This is a genomic window from Mesorhizobium sp. M0496 (assembly GCF_040321205.1).
Taxonomy (GTDB): domain Bacteria; phylum Pseudomonadota; class Alphaproteobacteria; order Rhizobiales; family Rhizobiaceae; genus Mesorhizobium.
Genome location: NZ_JAMYRC010000001.1, coordinates 239,861 through 257,133, shown reverse-complemented (window position 1 = coordinate 257,133; position 17,273 = coordinate 239,861). Strand labels below are relative to the sequence as shown.

The 17,273-nt window shown below is 61.5% G+C and carries 14 protein-coding genes and 1 tRNA gene; 9 read left to right on the top strand and 6 right to left on the bottom strand.

Going from position 1 to position 17,273, the window contains the following annotated elements; translation table 11 throughout:
- Positions 1-50: 50 nt before the first annotated feature.
- Positions 51-1,514, top strand: coding sequence for a betaine-aldehyde dehydrogenase (gene betB / locus NKI73_RS01230; RefSeq protein ID WP_352626738.1), 1,464 nt, complete (start codon positions 51-53; stop codon positions 1,512-1,514).
- A gap of 7 nt (positions 1,515-1,521) precedes the next feature.
- Here the strand turns inward: betB and NKI73_RS01225 are convergent, their stop codons facing one another.
- Both NKI73_RS01225 and NKI73_RS01220 read right to left on the bottom strand, forming a co-directional pair.
- On the bottom strand, positions 1,522-3,762 hold the full coding sequence (locus tag NKI73_RS01225; RefSeq protein WP_352626737.1) for a mannose-1-phosphate guanylyltransferase/mannose-6-phosphate isomerase: 2,241 nt from the start codon (positions 3,760-3,762) through the stop codon (positions 1,522-1,524).
- Between the two features lie 11 nt (positions 3,763-3,773).
- Positions 3,774-5,294: a phosphomannomutase/phosphoglucomutase gene (locus NKI73_RS01220; RefSeq protein ID WP_352626735.1), complete on the bottom strand. Its 1,521-nt coding sequence runs from the start codon at positions 5,292-5,294 to the stop codon at positions 3,774-3,776.
- A gap of 199 nt (positions 5,295-5,493) precedes the next feature.
- Here NKI73_RS01220 and NKI73_RS01215 point away from each other — a divergent pair.
- From NKI73_RS01215 to NKI73_RS01190, 6 genes are all read left to right on the top strand, one after another.
- Positions 5,494-5,570, top strand: a tRNA-Pro gene (locus NKI73_RS01215).
- A gap of 477 nt (positions 5,571-6,047) precedes the next feature.
- Positions 6,048-7,034: a TerC family protein gene (locus tag NKI73_RS01210; RefSeq protein WP_352626733.1), complete on the top strand. Its 987-nt coding sequence runs from the start codon at positions 6,048-6,050 to the stop codon at positions 7,032-7,034.
- A 638-nt stretch (positions 7,035-7,672) separates the two neighbouring features.
- Positions 7,673-7,972, top strand: a complete 300-nt coding sequence (locus NKI73_RS01205; protein ID WP_352626731.1) for a DUF1236 domain-containing protein — start codon at positions 7,673-7,675, stop codon at positions 7,970-7,972.
- Between the two features lie 72 nt (positions 7,973-8,044).
- Entirely contained in the window at positions 8,045-8,260 is a 216-nt protein-coding gene (locus NKI73_RS01200) for a hypothetical protein (protein WP_352626729.1), read from the top strand.
- Between the two features lie 6 nt (positions 8,261-8,266).
- A complete protein-coding gene (locus tag NKI73_RS01195) occupies positions 8,267-8,710 on the top strand; it encodes a hypothetical protein (RefSeq protein WP_352626727.1) in 444 nt (147 codons plus the stop codon).
- A 201-nt stretch (positions 8,711-8,911) separates the two neighbouring features.
- Positions 8,912-9,259, top strand: a complete 348-nt coding sequence (locus tag NKI73_RS01190) for a hypothetical protein (protein WP_352626725.1) — start codon at positions 8,912-8,914, stop codon at positions 9,257-9,259.
- 44 nt (positions 9,260-9,303) lie between these two features.
- On the opposite strand, the gene NKI73_RS01185 is transcribed toward NKI73_RS01190, so the two are convergent.
- The 4 genes from NKI73_RS01185 to NKI73_RS01170 form a co-directional block, all read right to left on the bottom strand.
- Complete coding sequence (locus NKI73_RS01185; RefSeq protein WP_352626723.1) at positions 9,304-10,923, bottom strand: ABC transporter ATP-binding protein; 1,620 nt, start codon at positions 10,921-10,923, stop codon at positions 9,304-9,306.
- Between the two features lie 47 nt (positions 10,924-10,970).
- Entirely contained in the window at positions 10,971-12,092 is a 1,122-nt protein-coding gene (locus tag NKI73_RS01180) for an ABC transporter permease subunit (protein WP_352626721.1), read from the bottom strand.
- Positions 12,085-13,008: an ABC transporter permease subunit gene (locus NKI73_RS01175; protein ID WP_352626719.1), complete on the bottom strand. Its 924-nt coding sequence runs from the start codon at positions 13,006-13,008 to the stop codon at positions 12,085-12,087. Before NKI73_RS01175 ends, NKI73_RS01180 begins: the two co-directional genes overlap by 8 nt.
- A 165-nt stretch (positions 13,009-13,173) precedes the next feature.
- Complete coding sequence (locus NKI73_RS01170; protein WP_352626718.1) at positions 13,174-14,766, bottom strand: peptide ABC transporter substrate-binding protein; 1,593 nt, start codon at positions 14,764-14,766, stop codon at positions 13,174-13,176.
- Positions 14,767-15,039: 273 nt separating this feature from the next.
- Between NKI73_RS01170 and NKI73_RS01165 the strand changes: the two genes are divergently transcribed.
- A complete protein-coding gene (locus NKI73_RS01165) occupies positions 15,040-15,498 on the top strand; it encodes a TadE/TadG family type IV pilus assembly protein (RefSeq protein ID WP_502905599.1) in 459 nt (152 codons plus the stop codon).
- Positions 15,499-17,265, top strand: coding sequence for a Tad domain-containing protein (locus tag NKI73_RS01160; protein ID WP_352626717.1), 1,767 nt, complete (start codon positions 15,499-15,501; stop codon positions 17,263-17,265).
- The last annotated feature ends 8 nt before the right edge of the window (positions 17,266-17,273 follow it).

Genomic DNA, 17,273 nt, shown 5'->3' with positions numbered 1-17,273 from the left:
CGTGTGACTGCACGATCCGGATGCCGCGAAAGACGATTTGGAGATCTCCCATGCGCGCCCAGCCCACGGCATCGCACTATGTCAACGGACGCTACATCGAGGACGAAGGCGGCGCGCCTCTGCCGGTCATCTATCCGGCAACCGGTGAGACCATCGCCATGCTGCGTTCGGCGACGCCGAACGTGCTGGAACTCGCCGTCGAGGCCGCACGCGCGGCGCAGCCCGCCTGGGCGCGGCTGAAGCCGGTCGAGCGCGGGCGCATCCTGCGCCGCGCCGCCGACATATTGCGCGCCCGCAATGCCGACCTCGCCCGCATCGAGACGCTGGACACCGGCAAGGCGATCCAGGAAACGCTGGTGGCGGACGCGCCGTCGGCTGCGGATTGCCTCGAATATTTCGGCGGCGCCGTCGCCGCCTACAATGGTGAATCCGTCGATCTCGGCGGGCCCTTCGCCTACACAAGGCGCGAAGCGCTCGGTGTCTGTGTCGGCATCGGTGCCTGGAACTACCCGATCCAGATCGCCGGCTGGAAATCGGCACCGGCGCTCGCCATGGGCAACGCCATGGTGTTCAAGCCATCGGAAAACACGCCGCTTTCAGCACTGGCACTGGCGGAGATCTACAGTGAGGCAGGGCTGCCCGACGGGCTGTTCAACGTGGTGCAGGGCTATGGCGATGTCGGCGCCGGGCTCGTCGGCCACGATGTCGTCGCCAAGGTCTCGGTGACCGGCTCGGTACCGACCGGCCGCAAGGTGCTATCGCTGGCCGGTTCGAAGATGAAGCACGCGACGATGGAGCTCGGCGGCAAGTCACCGCTGATCGTGTTCGACGATGCCGATATCGAGAATGCCATCGGCGGCGCCATGCTCGGCAATTTCTATTCGACTGGCCAGATCTGCTCCAACGGTACGCGGGTCTTCGTCCAGAGCGGCATCCACGACCGCTTCGTCGAACGTCTGGTAGAGCGGACCAAAAAAATCCGCATCGGCGACCCGCTCGACCCCGAAACCCAGATGGGTCCGCTGGTCTCCAAGGCGCAGCATGACAAGGTGGTCGGCTATATCGAAATCGGCAAGCAGGATGGCGCCGTTCTCGCCTACGGCGGCAACGTGCCTTCACTGCAGGGTTTCCAGGGCGGCTTCTTCGTCGAGCCGACGGTGTTCACCGGCGTCACCGACACGATGCGCATCGCCCGCGAGGAGATCTTCGGGCCGGTGATGAGCGTGCTGAAATTCGACGGCGAGGACGAGGTGATCGACCGCGCCAACGACACCGAATTCGGCCTTGCCGCAGGCGTCTTCACGCGCGACCTGCCGCGCGCTCACCGCGTCATCGCCGAGCTGCAGGCCGGCACCTGCTGGATCAATGCCTACAATCTGACGCCGGTGGAAATCCCGTTCGGCGGCTTCAAGCAGTCCGGCATCGGTCGCGAGAATTCGCTGGCGGCGCTGGCACTCTATTCGCAGTTGAAGTCGATCTATGTCGAGACCGGGGACGTGGCGAGCCCGTACTGAGCCAACCCTAAGCGACCTTTTCTGCTGTGCTGTCCAGATACTGCGTCAACGCGCAAACCAGATGATAGAAGATACTGGCCGGCACGTCAGTTGCCAGCGAGCGGCCGCGTTCGTCGATGCGATCGATCCACAAGCCGAGCGGCGCCGGGTCGATATGCCAGCGGAACAGTCGGCCGACACGCGCCTCGATCTCGGGCTTGAGATCCGGTCCGCCCGAGCCGTCGAGTGCTATGGCCGCTTTGATCGCCTCGGCCTGCGGCCAGCTGCGTGATATCTGGTCAAGCGGCAGGCCCTGCCTGGAGACGGCGCCATAGGCAAGGCCGGTGGCGCGGTTGAGGCCGTTCGCTATGGCAGATGCATAGAGTTTCCTGGCAAAGCCGCTCAACTCAGCCTGACCGCTGCGTCCGGCGAAATCGACCAGCAGAGAGGCCCACTCGAAATGGTGGCCAGGCTCGGTCCATGAGCCTTTCTCGCCGGCGGACGGCTTCCATTCGGCATCGAAGTACTCGCCCAGTGTCCAGCTTTCCGGGTCGAAGAAATGACTGCGGAAGAGGTCGATGATGCGTGCCGCGCGGCGCAGATGCGCGCGCTCGCCGGTTGCCTGGTACCAGGCAAGAAATGCCTCGAGCAGATGCATGTGCGGGTTGGAGCGACGCTCGCCTTCGCCGTCCGACGTTTCGAGGAAGCCGGTCATGCGGCTGTCCTCGAGATGCGCATCGAGAAAGGCGAAGGTTTCCTCACCGAGCCGCAAGGCGTCGGGATTGCCCGACATATGCGCATGCGCCAGCGCCAGAAGCACGCAGGAATGATCGTAGGCGTCCTCGGTGGCGTCGGCGACTGAACCATCGACATTCAGCGTGCGTACCCAGCCGCCTTTGTCGGTGCGGCCCTTCCCGGCCATGAAGTCGATGCCGTGGCTGATCAGCCGGTTAGCGGGACCGTCCCAGCCGCGCTCCTTGGCGACCGCAAAAGCATAGACCTGTCTTGCCATGGTGCGCATGCGCTTGGGCTTCATCAGCGGCGAGGCATCCAGGCCGAGCGCTTCATGAAAACCACCATGGCGTTCGTCGACGCCCGATGTCGACCACAGCGGCAAGGTCTCCTGAAACAGCCAGTGGTGCACGCGCCGCCGCCAGGCGCCGCTTTCGATGACGCGGTCTTGCGCCGGCGTGAACCTGGTTTCCAGCCGGCCCGATTTTTCGAGCTGCTCGACGATCTTCTTGACGTGCTGACTGTGGCTGACGGGGGCGATGAAGGTGGCGTCCGATGTCGCGACGATGGCGACGTCCTTCATGCCGATCGCCGACAGCAGGCGGCTGTCACTGCGGATGTAGGAGTTTTCGCAGTCGATGGCGACGACATCGCCGACGATCACATTGCCCTTGCTGTCGGATGGGCCGACATCGAGCAGCGACTGCCAGGAGCCGAGATCGTTCCAGCGGAAGCCGGCTGGCACCATGGCGATGTCTATTGCCCGCTCCATGATGGCGTAGTCGATCGAATTCGACGGGATGGCGGCGTAGAGCTCAAGCGGCATATAGAGGCCGGAGAGATCCGATGTCGCGGCCTTGTAGGCTGCTTCGGTAGCCTGCCAGATATCAGGCTGGAACGCCGCGAAGGCGTCGCGCATGGCGCCGGCGCGAAACAGGAAGATGCCGGTGTTCCAGTAGAAATTTCCAGCCTTGAGATAGCTCTGCGCCGTCGCGAGATCCGGCTTTTCGACGAAGCGCGACACGTCGAAGGTGCCGCCGCTTTCGGCTGCGACCTCGATATAGCCGTAGCCGGTCTCGGGCTGTGTCGGCTTGATGCCGAACACCACCAGCCGGCCGGTGCGCGCGGCCTCGGTACCGGCTTCGACGCTCTGCCAGAATTGGCGCGGGGTCGATATCTCATGGTCCGAAGGCACCACCAGAACCAGGCCGTCGCCGAACTCGGACAATGTGCGCAGCGTCGCCAGTGCGACGGCGGCGGCCGTGTTGCGACCGGTCGGCTCGAACAGCGGACCGCCGCCCGCGAGGTCGAGGCCGGCAAGATCGGCATGAACCCGATCGGCGTGTCGCTCCGCGGCGATCAGGAAGATCGGCGTTTGGCCTTCCGGCCTTGCCGTCAGCCGGCGCAAGGTCTTGGCCAGCATCGAGCCGTCGCCCGACAGATCGTGGAACTGCTTGGGATTGTCCTCGCGCGACAGCGGCCACAACCGCGACCCGACGCCGCCGCTCATGACAAAACTGACAATCCGCTCGGTCATTCAATTACCATTCAAAAGGTCTGGTTGTAGGCGCCCACCTCGGGGCTGCGGCGCAGTATGGTATCGACGGCGTCGAACATCTGCCGGCGACGCTGCGACGATACCGGGCTTTCGACGACCACCACGAGTTCCGGCTTGTTCGATGAGGCGCGCACCAGCCCCCAGGTGCCGTCCTCGGCGACGACACGCACGCCGTTGACGGTGATGAGGTCTGCGATCTTCTGGCCAGCAAAGGTGACGCCATCGCGCTTCATGGCCTGAAAGTCGGCAACCACCCGCTCGACCACGCCATACTTCACATCGTCCGCGCAGTGTGGCGACATGGTCGGTGTGCCGAAAGTCAGCGGCAGCGCGCGGTAGAGATCGGCCATCGAACTGCCGGGGCTGCGATCCAGCATCTGGCAGATAGCGATGGCGGTGATCAGCCCATCGTCATAGCCGCGGCCGATCGGCGGGTTGAAGAAGAAATGGCCGGACTTCTCAAAGCCGGCGACCGCGCCAAGCTCGGCGACGCGGCGCTTGATGTAGGAGTGGCCAGTCTTCCAGTAATCAGTGACGGCTCCGTTGGCACGCAGCACTGCGTCGGTGTTGAACAGGCCGGTCGACTTGACGTCGACTACGAAGGTCGAGCCCGGATGCTGGCTGGAAATATCCCGCGCCAGCATCACCCCGACCTTATCGGCGAAGATCTCATTGCCTTCATTGTCGACGACGCCGCAGCGGTCGCCATCGCCGTCGAAGCCAAGGCCGACATCGGCTCCGGTCTCGAGCACCTTGTCCCTGATGGCATGCAGCATCTGCATGTCTTCCGGATTGGGGTTGTAGCGTGGGAAGGTGTGGTCAAGCTCGACATCGAGAGGGATGACCTCGCAGCCGATGCGTTCCAACGCTTGCGGGGCAAAGGCGCCCGCTGTGCCGTTGCCGCACGCAGCGACCACTTTCAGTTTTCGCGCGATGCGCTTGTCGCGGGTCACATCGTCGAGATAGGTCGCGCGAAAATCGCGGACGAAATCGTAGGAGCCGCCGTCGGCGAGGTCGAAGTCGCCGGCCAGCACGATCGTCTTCAGCGCGCTCATCTCTTCGGGACCGAAGGTCAGCGGCCGCGCCGCGCCCATCTTGACGCCGGTCCAGCCATTTTCGTTGTGCGAGGCCGTGACCATGGCAACGGATTGAGTATCCAACGCGAACTGGGCGAAATAAGCCATCGGCGACAATGCCAGGCCGATGTCTCTCACCCGGGCGCCGGCAGCCATCAGGCCGGACACCAGCGCCAGCTTGATCGACAGCGAATAGGAGCGGAAGTCATGCCCGGTGACGATATCGGGACCGGCGCCGAGACGGCGGATCAGCGTGCCAAGCCCCATGCCGAGCGCCTGGGCACCGATCAGGTTGAGTTCCGGCGGCCGCGCGGAGCCAGGATGGCCGAACCACCAGCGCGCATCATATTCGCGAAAGCCGGATGCGTCGATCAGCGCCGAGGTCTCGAATTCGAAGCTGTTGGGCCGGGCCTCGCCAACGATTTTTGGATGCAAGACAGCAGAACTCCAGGCGGTGGAAACACGATCTATCGAGGCTGTGGCTTAGCACAGAAGGCTTTAAGCCACGTTTATCCCGGGCCGAAATCCGGGCTTTGCGGAAATGCCCGACGAAAGCAGATGAAATGCGACAGAAGTGCTGCCATTGCCGCTTGCAGGAACGAAGTACGGCAGCTATAAGCCCGCGGTCTGGTCACGGAGTGTAGCGCAGCCTGGTAGCGCACCTCGTTCGGGACGAGGGGGTCGCAGGTTCAAATCCTGCCACTCCGACCAGAAAAAACAGATACTTAGGTATTTGTTTCTCCCGATACCCCACAGCGCGAGACCTTCGGGCAATCCATCCGGGTTCGAGAGCAGAATGTCTTTGACGGCAGCGCTGGCAGTCTTATTTTCAGTCTTGGTCATGGCGGCGTTCCTTCGCGGGAATCAGGCGACTCCGACGCAGGGCTGTAGCCCGTCGGACCAGTCTCATAGCAAAACCCCAGTTCAACTCCAGGCCGCACCAGCTTGCGGACCAGGTGGTGTACCGGTGCCATATCTGAAGAGATAGCCCATACGTCTTACGACCTAAGCGGACTCCGAGAGACAAATCTTCCGGCCCCAGTAAAAGTCCCGCCGGACCCTTGATCGCCAGAAAATGAGTTCCCAAGTGGGTACCAACCCGCTGGTCCGGGCCCCTCTGGTGAGAGCCTCGGTACTCTTACGATGTCGGACCGATTTTCTGACAGCCGTGCCGACAGGGGATTGCCCTTGAGTTTCTCATTTTTGTTCATCGAATGGCTCGGAACGCCGGTCTGGATGTGGTCGAGCTTTTTTGTCCTCGTTATCGCCATTTTGTCGTTCGACCTTGGAATTCTTCATAAGCAGGACAAGGAAATTGGCGTCCGCGAAAGCGTGATGCTTTCTGCCCTCTATGTCACCCTCGGGCTCGCCTTCGGTGCCTGGGTATGGTGGTATCTCGGCTCCGACGCCGGCCTCGCCTATCTGACAGGCTTCGTCGTCGAAAAGACGCTGGCGCTCGACAACATCTTCGTAATTGCCCTGATCTTCTCATTCTTTGCTGTGCCGCGCATCTACCAACACCGGGTGCTCTTCTGGGGCGTCCTCGGCGTCTTGGTGCTGCGGGCCATCATGATCGGTGTCGGCGCGATGCTGGTCGCCGAGTTCGCCTGGGTTCTTTATATCTTTGCCGCATTCCTGATCATCACCGGCATCAAGATGCTGATCGTCAAGGAGGCAGAACCCGACCTGTCTAAGAACGTCCTCTTCCGCTTCATGCGCAATCGCTTCAACGTCACCGAAGAGCACCACGGACAGCGGTTTTTCGTCAAAAAGACAAATCCCGGAACGGGCCAGGCGAGTTGGTTCATCACGCCGCTCTTCATGGCGCTGGTGATGGTCGAGGTGGCCGACGTCATCTTCGCCGTGGATTCCGTCCCTGCGATTTTCGCGATCACGACCGATCCGTTCATCGTCTACACCTCAAACGTCTTTGCGATCCTCGGCCTTCGCGCCCTCTATTTCGCGCTTGCGGCGATGATCCAGCGCTTCCGTTACCTGAAGCCCGCGCTCGCTATCGTTCTGATCTTCATCGGCTCGAAGATCTTCGTCGCCGATCTCCTTGGCCTTGAAAAGTTCCCGGCCGCCTTCTCGCTCGGCATTACCTTTGCGATCATCGCGGCCGGCGTGGTTTGGAGTCTTCTCAAGACTAGGGATCAGCAGCGGCAGTCTGCGTGAACGGGGAGCCGACCCCGTCCGTCGGTCAACGCAACGACGAGGAGCTACAGACCGGCGCTGTTCCTGCTCCGGATGCCGACCGCCATGACCCACATTGCCCTCCAGGAGGTCAAAAGACGGCAAGGTCGTGGACTGGTTGGAATATGTCAGCGACGCCGACTACGGCGCCTGGCCTCCTTCACTCGAAAGGAACCAAAATGCCCGGTTGCGGCGGGTATGGAAATGAGAGTTCGCTCGCCAGGATTTGCACCCGGCGAGCGAACCCCTATCGGCTCAGGAAGGGACGTAGCTGCGCCGATGTGCAAATTCGTTCGCCAATTCTCCTGGACGATCAGCCAAGAGCTACTCCAATCACCATCAAAGTGATGGCCGCCGCGAAGACCGGTGCGAGCAACCAGCGTGCCTGGCCAACACTCTTCTCCATTGGTTTCCTCCCACAAACTTGCAGCCGACAACGACCGCAAACAGTGGCCGTTCCGGGCGACGCCCTTGGTAAGACCATTGCGTTTTGCGATCAGACTTAAGTCCCCCGCCCCGCCCGACCGAAGCCCAGCCTCGGGAACGTTTGCGCTTGCCCAAAGTTCGGTTGGTTGGGCGCAGACGTTGTTGTGCTGCGTCGGTTTGCAAAGGAGGAATTCATGAAAGTGCATCTTGCCGCCGCCGCGGCGTCGCTTCTGCTGCTTGCGGGTGTCGGCGCAGCCGCAGCCGAGGACATCATCATCCAGCCCGAGCAGGAAACAGTCATCCGTGAATATGTGAAGAAGCAGCCCCTCGCTTCGGTGAAGGTTCCCGGTGTGGAACTCAATATCGGAACAGCGCTGCCCGACACGGTCGAGCTTCACGAAGTCCCCAACGTCAAATACCGCTACACAGTGATCGACAACCGGACAGTTGTTGTGGATCCGGGCACCCACAAGATCATCAAGATCATCGACTGAACCAGCCGCTTACGGCTGAAGCTCGCCGCCCTCGAGGCGACGGGCTTCCCAATAAAACGGACGCAGATCGCCATGTCGAACCGTGAGACTGAAAAATCCCAAGCGCTGGGAGTGCGCGTGGCTGACCTCAAAGCCAGGATGCAGGAGGCTCAGATCACCGAAAGCGAAATGAAGACCTTCCAGAAGGTCGCGGCCATCATGAAGGACCACGAGGGTCGAATTCAGGGTGACGACCTGATTGCCGCGTCTTTCGTCACCGATATGTTGCTGACCAACCAAAAGCCTTGAACGACCATGCCAACAATCAGCAGACTTTTTGATTCGCCCGCCGAAGCGGCCCGAGTCGCCGGCGACCTTGTGGGATCCGGAATTCCTCGGGTACAGATCGCCATCATTGGACCTTATAAGGACGAAGCGGGATTTCTATGGGCTCTCGCTCTGGCGTCCATCGTTGGCGCTGGTGCTGGCGGGTTGGCCTGCCTGGGCGCTGTTGCCGTTCACGCCATCAATCCTCTTGCCGCGGGACTATCGGCAACAGCAGTGGCAGGCGCGGTCTTTGGCGGCGTTGCCGGCGGCCTGCTCGCAACATTCACCGCGACTGCCGCAAAGCCGGAGGACCGAAGTATCGCAGAGGGGATCGTTTTGGTGACCGCGCATGTCGATGAAAACGAGATCAGTATCGCTCAGGCAGTGCTCGAGGGGGACGACCCGACGACATTCGTTGCCGAGGCAGCGTGAGAATTTGCAGGGAAATTGGATGAATGGTCCGATAATTTTTGGGAGGCGGGCGCGATGGGAAGAACGCTACTGCATTGACCGACAACGCCCAGCTCGGTGGCTGGGTCCCGTCGCGGCCGCAAACTTTGACGACATGGCCGTCGGCCCTAGGTACTTCGGTGCGGTATGATGGGGTCAATGAAACGGCAAGCCGGATGCGATATGAATTTGAATTCGACGACAGCCTCGCCACCGGCCCTGATGATCGCGCTGTTTCTCGTCGCCGGCTGTTCATCGATCGGCAGAACCGTCGATCCGGCAAAATACGATTCGATGACATGCACCGAGCTCAACAGCACGCTGGGAGGCATCGCCCGTGACATCTCGCGAACCGCAATCACCCGCGGCAAGGTCGCGAACACCAACGTTCCACGCTGGCTGCTGGGCGGCTCGCGCGTGAAAGCCGCGGTCGCCGACCGTGAAACGGCCAGGATCGACCGACTGAAGCAGCAGCAAGACGCCATCGTCGCGGTACGAGCAAATAAGTGCCGAGGTCAATGGACTGAGTGAACAGGCGCTGCCTTGGTGCTTTGCGCCTCTTGGTGACTACTGTCTCAGGCGCTCAATCGGAAACGCGTGACGTCGATCGCCGCGGCCATCAGCGTCTGTGTGTAGACGTGCTGCGGATTGCTGAAGATCGCCTCGGTCGGTCCCTCCTCGACGATCTTGCCCTGTTTCATGACGATGATGTAGTCGGCCATGGCGCGCACGACCGACAGGTCGTGGCTGATGAAGAGGTAGGACAGTTCGTGGTCGGCCTGCAGCTTGCGCAGCAGTTCGACGATCTGCTTCTGGACCGAGCGGTCGAGCGCCGAGGTCGGCTCGTCCAGCACCACCAGCTTGGGCTTCAGGATCATGGCGCGGGCAATGGCGATGCGCTGCCGCTGGCCGCCGGAGAATTCGTGCGGGTAGCGATTGCGTGCGTTGGGATCGAGGCCGACTTCGCGCAAGGCCTCGACCGCGCGCTGGTCGCGTTGCTTGCCCGAAAGGTTCGGCTCATGCACCAGAAGCCCCTCGGTGATGACCTGGCCGACGGTCATGCGCGGCGACAGCGAACCGAACGGATCCTGGAAGACGAGCTGCATCTGGCGCCGTAGCGGCCGCATCGTCTGTCGGTCGGCAGTGGAAATGTCGCGGTCGCCGAAACGGATGAGACCGTCACTTGGCAACAATCGCAGCAAGGCGCGGCCGAGCGTCGATTTGCCCGAGCCGGATTCACCGACGATGCCGATGGTCTGGTTGCGCTGCAGCCGGATCGAGATGTGATCGACGGCACGCAGCATCAGCGGCTCGCCAGCAAGAAACCCGCCGCCGATCCTGAACGTCACTTCGACATTCCTACCTTCGAGCAACACCGGAGCATTGGCGGGCGGCGGCGCCTTATTGCCGGTCGGCTCGGCCGCCAACAGCATCTTGGTATAGGCATGCTGCGGGTTGACGAAGATGGCTTCCGCCTCGCCCTCCTCCACAACCTCGCCCTGGCGCATGACGTAGACCCGGTCGGCAAAGCGACGGACGATGCCAAGATCGTGGGTGATGAAGACGATCGCCATGCCGAGCTTGCGCTGCAATTCGGCCAAGAGCATCAGGATCTGCGCCTGGATGGTCACGTCGAGCGCTGTCGTCGGCTCGTCGGCGATCAGAATGTCGGGGTCGTTGGCGAGTGCCATGGCAATCATCACGCGCTGGCGCTGACCGCCGGACATTTCGTGCGGATAGGATTTCATCCGCCGTTCGGGATCGGTAATGTGCACCAGCCGCAGCAGTTTGAGCGCCTCTTCGTGCGCCTCGGCGGCCTTCAAGCCCCGATGCCGGCGGATCGGTTCGATCAGCTGGTTGCCGATCGAATAGAGCGGATCGAGCGAGGTCATCGGCTCCTGGAAGATCATGCTGATCTTGCGGCCACGGACCTTGTTCAGCTCGGATTTGCTCAGTGCCAGAAGGTTTCGGCCGCGATAATCGACACTGCCTGTCGCTTCGCCATTCGACGCCAGCAGACTCATCGCCGCCATCATCGTCTGGCTCTTGCCGGAGCCGGATTCACCGACAACGGCAACGGTTTCGCCCGCATTGACGTGGATGTTGATGCCCTTGACCGCCTCGACCGCACCGTCGAGCGTGCGGAAGCGGACGCGCAGGTCCTTGACGCTGAGGATCGTTTCGGAAGCAGCCATTTCAGCGATCCCCATCTTTATCGATCCCCATCTTAGCGATCCCCATCTTAGCGATCCCTTGGGTCGAGCGCGTCGCGCAGGCCGTCGCCGACGAAGTTCAGCGCGAACAGCGTCGAGACGAGGAAGAAGGCGGGAAACAGAAGTAGCCAGTTGGCCGTGCCGATGTTCTTGGCGCCGACCGAGATCAGCACGCCCCAGCTGGTCATCGGCTCCTGCACGCCGAGTCCGAGGAACGACAGGAAACTCTCCAGGATGATGACCTGCGGTACCAGCAGCGTCATGTAGATCACCACCGGACCGAGCAGGTTGGGGATGACGTGGCGCAGCAGGATGCCGCGCTGGCCGACACCCATGGCCTCCGCCGCCTGGACATATTCCTGCCGGCGGATCGACAGCGCCTGGCCGCGCACGATGCGCGCCATGTCGAGCCACAGCACGGCGCCGACGGCCAGGAACATCAGCACGAAGTTGCGGCCGAAGAACACCACCAGCATGATGACGAAGAAGATGAAGGGCAAGGAATAGAGCACGTCGACGATGCGCATCATCACCTCGTCGATCTTGCCGCCGGCAAAGCCGGCCGCGGCACCGTAGACCACGCCGATGACTACCGCCACGACGCCAGCGAGCAGGCCGATGGCCAGCGATATGCGCCCGGCCATCAGCGTACGAGACAACAGATCGCGGCCGGTGTTGTCGGTACCGAACAGGAAATATTGCTGCTTGATCGAGGCGCTCATCGTCACTTCGAGACCGTCAGGCGACTTGCTTTCGATCTTGGTGTCGTCGAAGGCATCGGAACGGTCGAGATAGCGGATGTTGCGGTCGTCGATCGGCTTGGTCGACTTGACGGTAACGAAGACCTGGTTGCCTTCCTGCCGCCACTCCTTGATATCGACCCGCATGCGCTTGATCGCTTCGGTAAGCGCCGTCTCGATCGTGTCGGCCTTCGGATAGGCCGAAAGGCTTGGCGGCGTGCGCACATAGTCACCATAGATGGTCGTGTATTGATGCGGCACGAGTGAGGGGCCGAACACGCTGATGGCCGCGATCAAAGCGAGGTAATAGAGGCTGAACATGGCGGCGCGATTGGCCTTCAGGCGCGCCCAGGCATCGCCCCAGAGCGAGCGTCCGACGACGGCGGGTGCCGTGGCTGCGATGTCAGTCATAGCGCACCCTCGGATCGACGACCGCGTACATGACGTCGACGATCAGGTTGAACACGATGGTGAAGATGGCGATCACGACGACCGTTCCCATCACCAGCGTGTAGTCGCGGTTGAGCGCGGCATCGACGAAATAGCGGCCGACGCCCGGAATGGAGAAAATCGTCTCGACGATGACCGAGCCGGTCAGCAGTGCCGCGGCTGCCGGGCCGGTGAAGGAGACGATCGGCAGGATGGCGCCGCGCAGCGCGTGCTTGACCACCACCGACCAATCGGAGAGGCCGAGCGCGCGCGCCGTGCGGATGTGATGGGATCGAAGCGATTCGATCATCGAGCCGCGCATCAGCCGGGCGACAATGGCGATCTGCGGCAGCGCGAGCGTCAGCACCGGGCCGACCTTGTTGATGAAAGCGCCATCGCCCCATCCGCCGATCGGCAGCAGCTTCCAGGTCAGTCCGAACAAGAGCTGGATCACCGGCGCGATGACGAAGGTGGGGATGGTGCTGCCGGCCGTCGCCAGGGCAATCACCGTATAATCGCCAAGCTTGTTCTGGTTGAGCGCGGCGATGGTGCCGAGCACGGAACCGAGCAGAAGCGCCAGGATGAGAGCCGACGCACCGAGCTGGACCGAAATGGGCAGACCCTTGGCGAACAGTTCGGTGACGGTGAAATCCGGCATGTTATAGCTCGGGCCGAAATTGCCGCGCAAAAGATTGCCGAGATAGTGGACGAATTGCAGCCAGAGCGGGTCGTTGAGACCGAACTGGGCTTCAAGATTGGCTCTAATCTCGGGGCTCAGTCCCCGCTCCTGGTTGAACGGGCCGCCTGGCGCGACGCGCATCAGGAAAAACGCCATGGTCACGATGACGAACAGCGTCGGAATGGCGGTCAAAAGCCGCCTTAATACATATCGCAGCATCGGTGCCCCGCTTGATCCAGAGCAGCGCGCGTCCAGCTGGACGATTGCGCTCTAGCCTTCAAATCTTCGCACCGACATTGTCGAAAATCGAATCCGGTTCCCGGGCCGATGCGATGGCAAACCAGAGCCGCCGCGCATTGGTTGCGCGGCGGCCCAGCCAAGGGATCAGTCCTTGCTGATGAAGCGGGACGGGTGGATGTCCATCACATTGTCGTCGAAGCCATGCAGCTTCGAGGAAACGATGTCGTGGTAGCTGTAGTAGAGAAGCGGGATCTCGCCAACGTCGTCGACGAGGATGCGCTCGGCCTCGGCGAGATCCTTCATGCGCTCCTCGGGCTTGCCGCCGGCGGCGGCGGCCTTGTCCATGGCGGCTTCATAGGCTGGGCTATCGTAGTTCGAATAATTGTTGCCGCTGGCCTTGCGCGAGATGCCGAGGAAGGTCTCCGGGTCCTTGTAGTCGGCGATCCAGGCGGCGCGCGCCACGTCGTAGTCGCCCTTCTGCTCGAGGAAACCGTAGTGGGTCTTGGTGTCGGTGTTGAGCAGCGTGATCTCGACACCAAGCGGCTTCAACTGTTCCTGGATGGCGACAGCGGTGTTCTTGTGGTTTTCCGAGGTGTTGTAGCGGATTTCCATCTTCAACGGATGCTCGGGTGTATAGCCGAGCTTCTCGAGGATCTTCTTGGCAGCGTCCTCGCGGTCGATCGGCGGCATGTCGGCGTATTTGGCCAGTGCCGGCGTGTAACCCTCGATGCCCGGAGGTACCATCGAATAGCCGGGCAGCATCGAATTCTGCCAGACTTTCTCCGCCAGGAAGTCGCGATCGATCGCCATTGAGATGGCGTTGCGCAGCTCGACATTGTCCCACGGCGCCTTGTCGGTCTTGACCGCATAATAATAGGTGCCAAGATATGGCCCGACACGGATCTGGTCGCCGAATTTGGTCTTGAGATCGGCGAGCTGTTCGGTCGGCAGGTCACCGTAACTGTCGAGTTCGCCGGCCTCGAAGCGCTTCATCGCCGACGAGCGATCCTCGGTCGGAATGTAGTTGACCACGTCGAACTTGACGGTCGCGGCGTCCCAGAATTTCGGATTCTTGACCAGCTTCAGATGGTCGTTGGGAATCCACTCCGCCGCCGTAAAGGCCCCGTTGGAGACCAGCTTGCCTGCCTTGATCCAGTCGGCGCCAAGCTTTTCGATAGACGCCTTGTTGACCGGATAGGTCGCCTGGTGGGTCAGCATCTCCAGGAAGTAAGGCGTCGGCGCCTTCAGCGTGACTTCGAGGGTATTTGCGTCAAGCGCCTTGACGCCCATATCCTCCGGCTTGCCCTTCTTGGTGTTGACTTCCTCGGCGTTCTTCACGGGATAGAGCATGGAAGCATATTCGGCGGCGGTGGCCGGATCTTCCAGCCGACGGAACGAATAGACGAAGTCGTCCGCCGTCACCGGGCTGCCATCCGACCAGAGGCCGTCCTTGCGCAGTTTGAAGGTGTAGACGGTGCCGTCGTCGGACACCGTCCAGCTTTCGGCGGCGCCCGGAATGAGGTTCGTCTTCTGGTCATGCATAACGAGGCCCTGGAACAGGTCGCGTATGATATCGGCTTCGTAGACCGTTGAGGTCTTGTGCGGATCGAGCGTCTCCGCCTCGGCGGCGGATCCGCGGTTGTAGACGCTCTCGGCGAAAGCCGGCGTGTAGAACGTGCCGGCGGCCAGCGCCATCGTCGTGGCGAATACCGTCGCCTTCAGCATGTTTTTCAGCATGAAGTTCTCCCTGTCGGCGCTGCCGTCGGCGCGCCTTTACGTGTTGACGCCCCGGAGCCGATATCTGACTCCTTTGAGCGCGCCGCCGGTTCCCTTCCTGCGGCTGGTGGCAGGAGACTAGACAGGAGGTAAGCTCTTTTCAACCGAGTACTGAGTGACCTTAAGTCAACAATCAGAAATAAAAGAGACATTTGCTAAATTAGAACTTCCTTTCAATCACTCACACCTCCAGGTTGCACCTAGAGTTTCCGCTTTTTGCATGCGAACTTTGGCATGTTCAGCGCCATGGTTCGCAACCTCGTTCTCATGGCCAGAAGCCACCGATTCCGGACAAATACTTCGGGAACTTCGGCGGTTGAGTTCGCCATGCTCTCACCGATCTTCATCCTCATCCTGCTCGGAATGGTTGCGTACGGCATATATTTCGGTGCGGCCAACTCGATCCAGCAAATCGCGGCGGACGCCGCACGGACAGCCATTGCGGGAATGAACCAGACCGAACGGCAAACGCTCGTGGCCAGCTTCGTCACCAACAATGCCGGCGGATATCCCTTCGTCGATGCGAGCAAGCTGACCTATCAGGCCAACGACAGCACAGCCGATGGCAGCCAGTTCGTGGTTTCCATCCAATACGATGCCCGCAACCTGCCGATATGGAATCTCTTTCCGGGCATCGCGATGCCAAGGACCACGATCACACGCCAGTCAACGATACGGGTCGGAGGCATCTGAATGTTGCCGCATGCGCGCAAAGAGATTGGCCGGCTGGCGCGGCTAATGCTGAGTGACAGAAAGGCAAATTTTGCCGTGATGACGGCGCTCATGGCGCCGGTCGGGCTTGCGCTGGCTGCCGTCGCCATCGACGAAGCCTCGATCTACACCGAGCGCCGCGAAGCCCAGGCAATGGTCGACCTGGCGGCGATCACCGCCGCCTCGAACATCACCAACATCAACACAGCTGTCGTGACCACGCTAACTGATAACGGCATGCCAGGGGTGGTCGTTCAAGGCTCGGGGCAGACGATCGCGCCGGCCGTCGGCAAAACCGTGGTGTCGGTGACGCCAGGGCGATACGCGGCATCCGGCACCAATGTGAGCCAGCGCTTCCAGGCCAGCGTAGCACCTTACAATGCAGTCCGTGTCACCCTGAAGAAGATCCCCGCCCGCTATTTCGCAAGTTCGCTGATCCCCACTCCCGTCATCGGCACCGAGGCTATCGCCAGCATGACGCCGCAGGCGACGTTCTCGGTCGGGTCGAGGCTCGCCAGCGTCAATGGCGGCATCCTCAACGCACTTCTCGGCAGTCTTCTCGGTGGCAACATTTCGCTCAGCGTCATGGACTACAACGGATTGATCTCGGCCGACGTCAGTGTCCTTTCCTTCATAAGTGCCCTTGCCACACAAGTGAACGTGACCGGAGGCACCTATTCGGATGTGCTGGCCTCCAAGGCGACCGTCGGTCAGATCGCCACCGCCATGGCCAACGTGCCCGGACTAGGCAACACGGCCAAGGTCGCGCTGCAGACGATCGCTTCCAAGTCGACCAGTACGGTCAAGATCCCGCTCAGCAGCCTTGTCGACCTAGGCACCGTGGGCAGCCTTGGACTGGGACAAACTCCGACAGGCCTTGGGGTCGATGCAAGCGCCATGGGAATGTTGACCGCCGCCGCCGTGCTGGCGAACGGCACCAACCAGGCTCAGGTCAATCTCGGAGCCACCGTACCTGGGCTTCTTTCCACTCAGCTTACCATTGCCATTGGCGAGCCGGCGCAATTTTCGCCATGGCTCGCGATCGGCGGAATCGGCACCACGGTGCGCACGGCCCAGACGCGTATCAAGCTGGTGGCCAGCGTCGGGGTTGGCACACCCAGTCTCGGCGGCGGCATCAGTCTGCTGGCCGTCAATCTGCCGCTCAATGTGGAAGTCGCCTATGCCGAAGCCAGACTGACCGACATCACCTGTCCGACAGGGCCTTCCAGCATCAAGGTTTCCATCGCGGCGCACCCAGGCATTGCCGCGCTGCATCTGGCCAACAGCAACACCTCAGGCTTTGGCGACTTCAGCCAACCGCAGACATTCACCGACGCGGAAATCGCGGATGTGAGCCTCAAGCTGTTGCTGATCAACATTCCGCTGATACAGGTGATGGGCTCCGCCGCCACCGCGATCACCAACAACAACCCGACGACGCTGACCTTCGATGCGACCGATATCGCCAACAAGACGATCAGGACCGTTTCGACGCGCAACATCACACAGTCGCTCACCACATCGCTGGTCAGCAACCTGTCGCTTTCGGTCAATGCGCTTGGTCTGGGGATCGATCTCACCGCCCTGCTCGGAGCAGTCAAGCCGGCGGTGGTGGCCGTGCTGAACGGCATAACGGCACCCGTCGACGACCTACTCTACAATGTGCTTTCAGCGCTGGGTGTCGGTGTCGGCGAAGCCGATGTTCGGGTCACCGGCGCGACATGCGGGCGTTCCGTGCTTGTCCAGTAAGGCGACCA

Bases quoted from the DNA above. Each gene is read 5' to 3' on its own strand.
- betB (WP_352626738.1), top strand. From the start codon at position 51: ATGCGCGCCCAGCCCACGGCATCGCACTATGTCAACGGACGCTACATC.
- NKI73_RS01225 (WP_352626737.1), bottom strand. From the start codon at position 3,762: ATGACCGAGCGGATTGTCAGTTTTGTCATGAGCGGCGGCGTCGGGTCG.
- NKI73_RS01205 (WP_352626731.1), top strand. From the start codon at position 7,673: ATGAAAGTGCATCTTGCCGCCGCCGCGGCGTCGCTTCTGCTGCTTGCG.
- NKI73_RS01200 (WP_352626729.1), top strand. From the start codon at position 8,045: ATGTCGAACCGTGAGACTGAAAAATCCCAAGCGCTGGGAGTGCGCGTG.
- NKI73_RS01195 (WP_352626727.1), top strand. From the start codon at position 8,267: ATGCCAACAATCAGCAGACTTTTTGATTCGCCCGCCGAAGCGGCCCGA.
- NKI73_RS01190 (WP_352626725.1), top strand. From the start codon at position 8,912: ATGAATTTGAATTCGACGACAGCCTCGCCACCGGCCCTGATGATCGCG.
- NKI73_RS01185 (WP_352626723.1), bottom strand. From the start codon at position 10,923: ATGGCTGCTTCCGAAACGATCCTCAGCGTCAAGGACCTGCGCGTCCGC.
- NKI73_RS01180 (WP_352626721.1), bottom strand. From the start codon at position 12,092: ATGACTGACATCGCAGCCACGGCACCCGCCGTCGTCGGACGCTCGCTC.
- NKI73_RS01175 (WP_352626719.1), bottom strand. From the start codon at position 13,008: ATGCTGCGATATGTATTAAGGCGGCTTTTGACCGCCATTCCGACGCTG.
- NKI73_RS01170 (WP_352626718.1), bottom strand. From the start codon at position 14,766: ATGCTGAAAAACATGCTGAAGGCGACGGTATTCGCCACGACGATGGCG.
- NKI73_RS01165 (WP_502905599.1), top strand. From the start codon at position 15,040: ATGTTCAGCGCCATGGTTCGCAACCTCGTTCTCATGGCCAGAAGCCAC.
- NKI73_RS01160 (WP_352626717.1), top strand. From the start codon at position 15,499: ATGTTGCCGCATGCGCGCAAAGAGATTGGCCGGCTGGCGCGGCTAATG.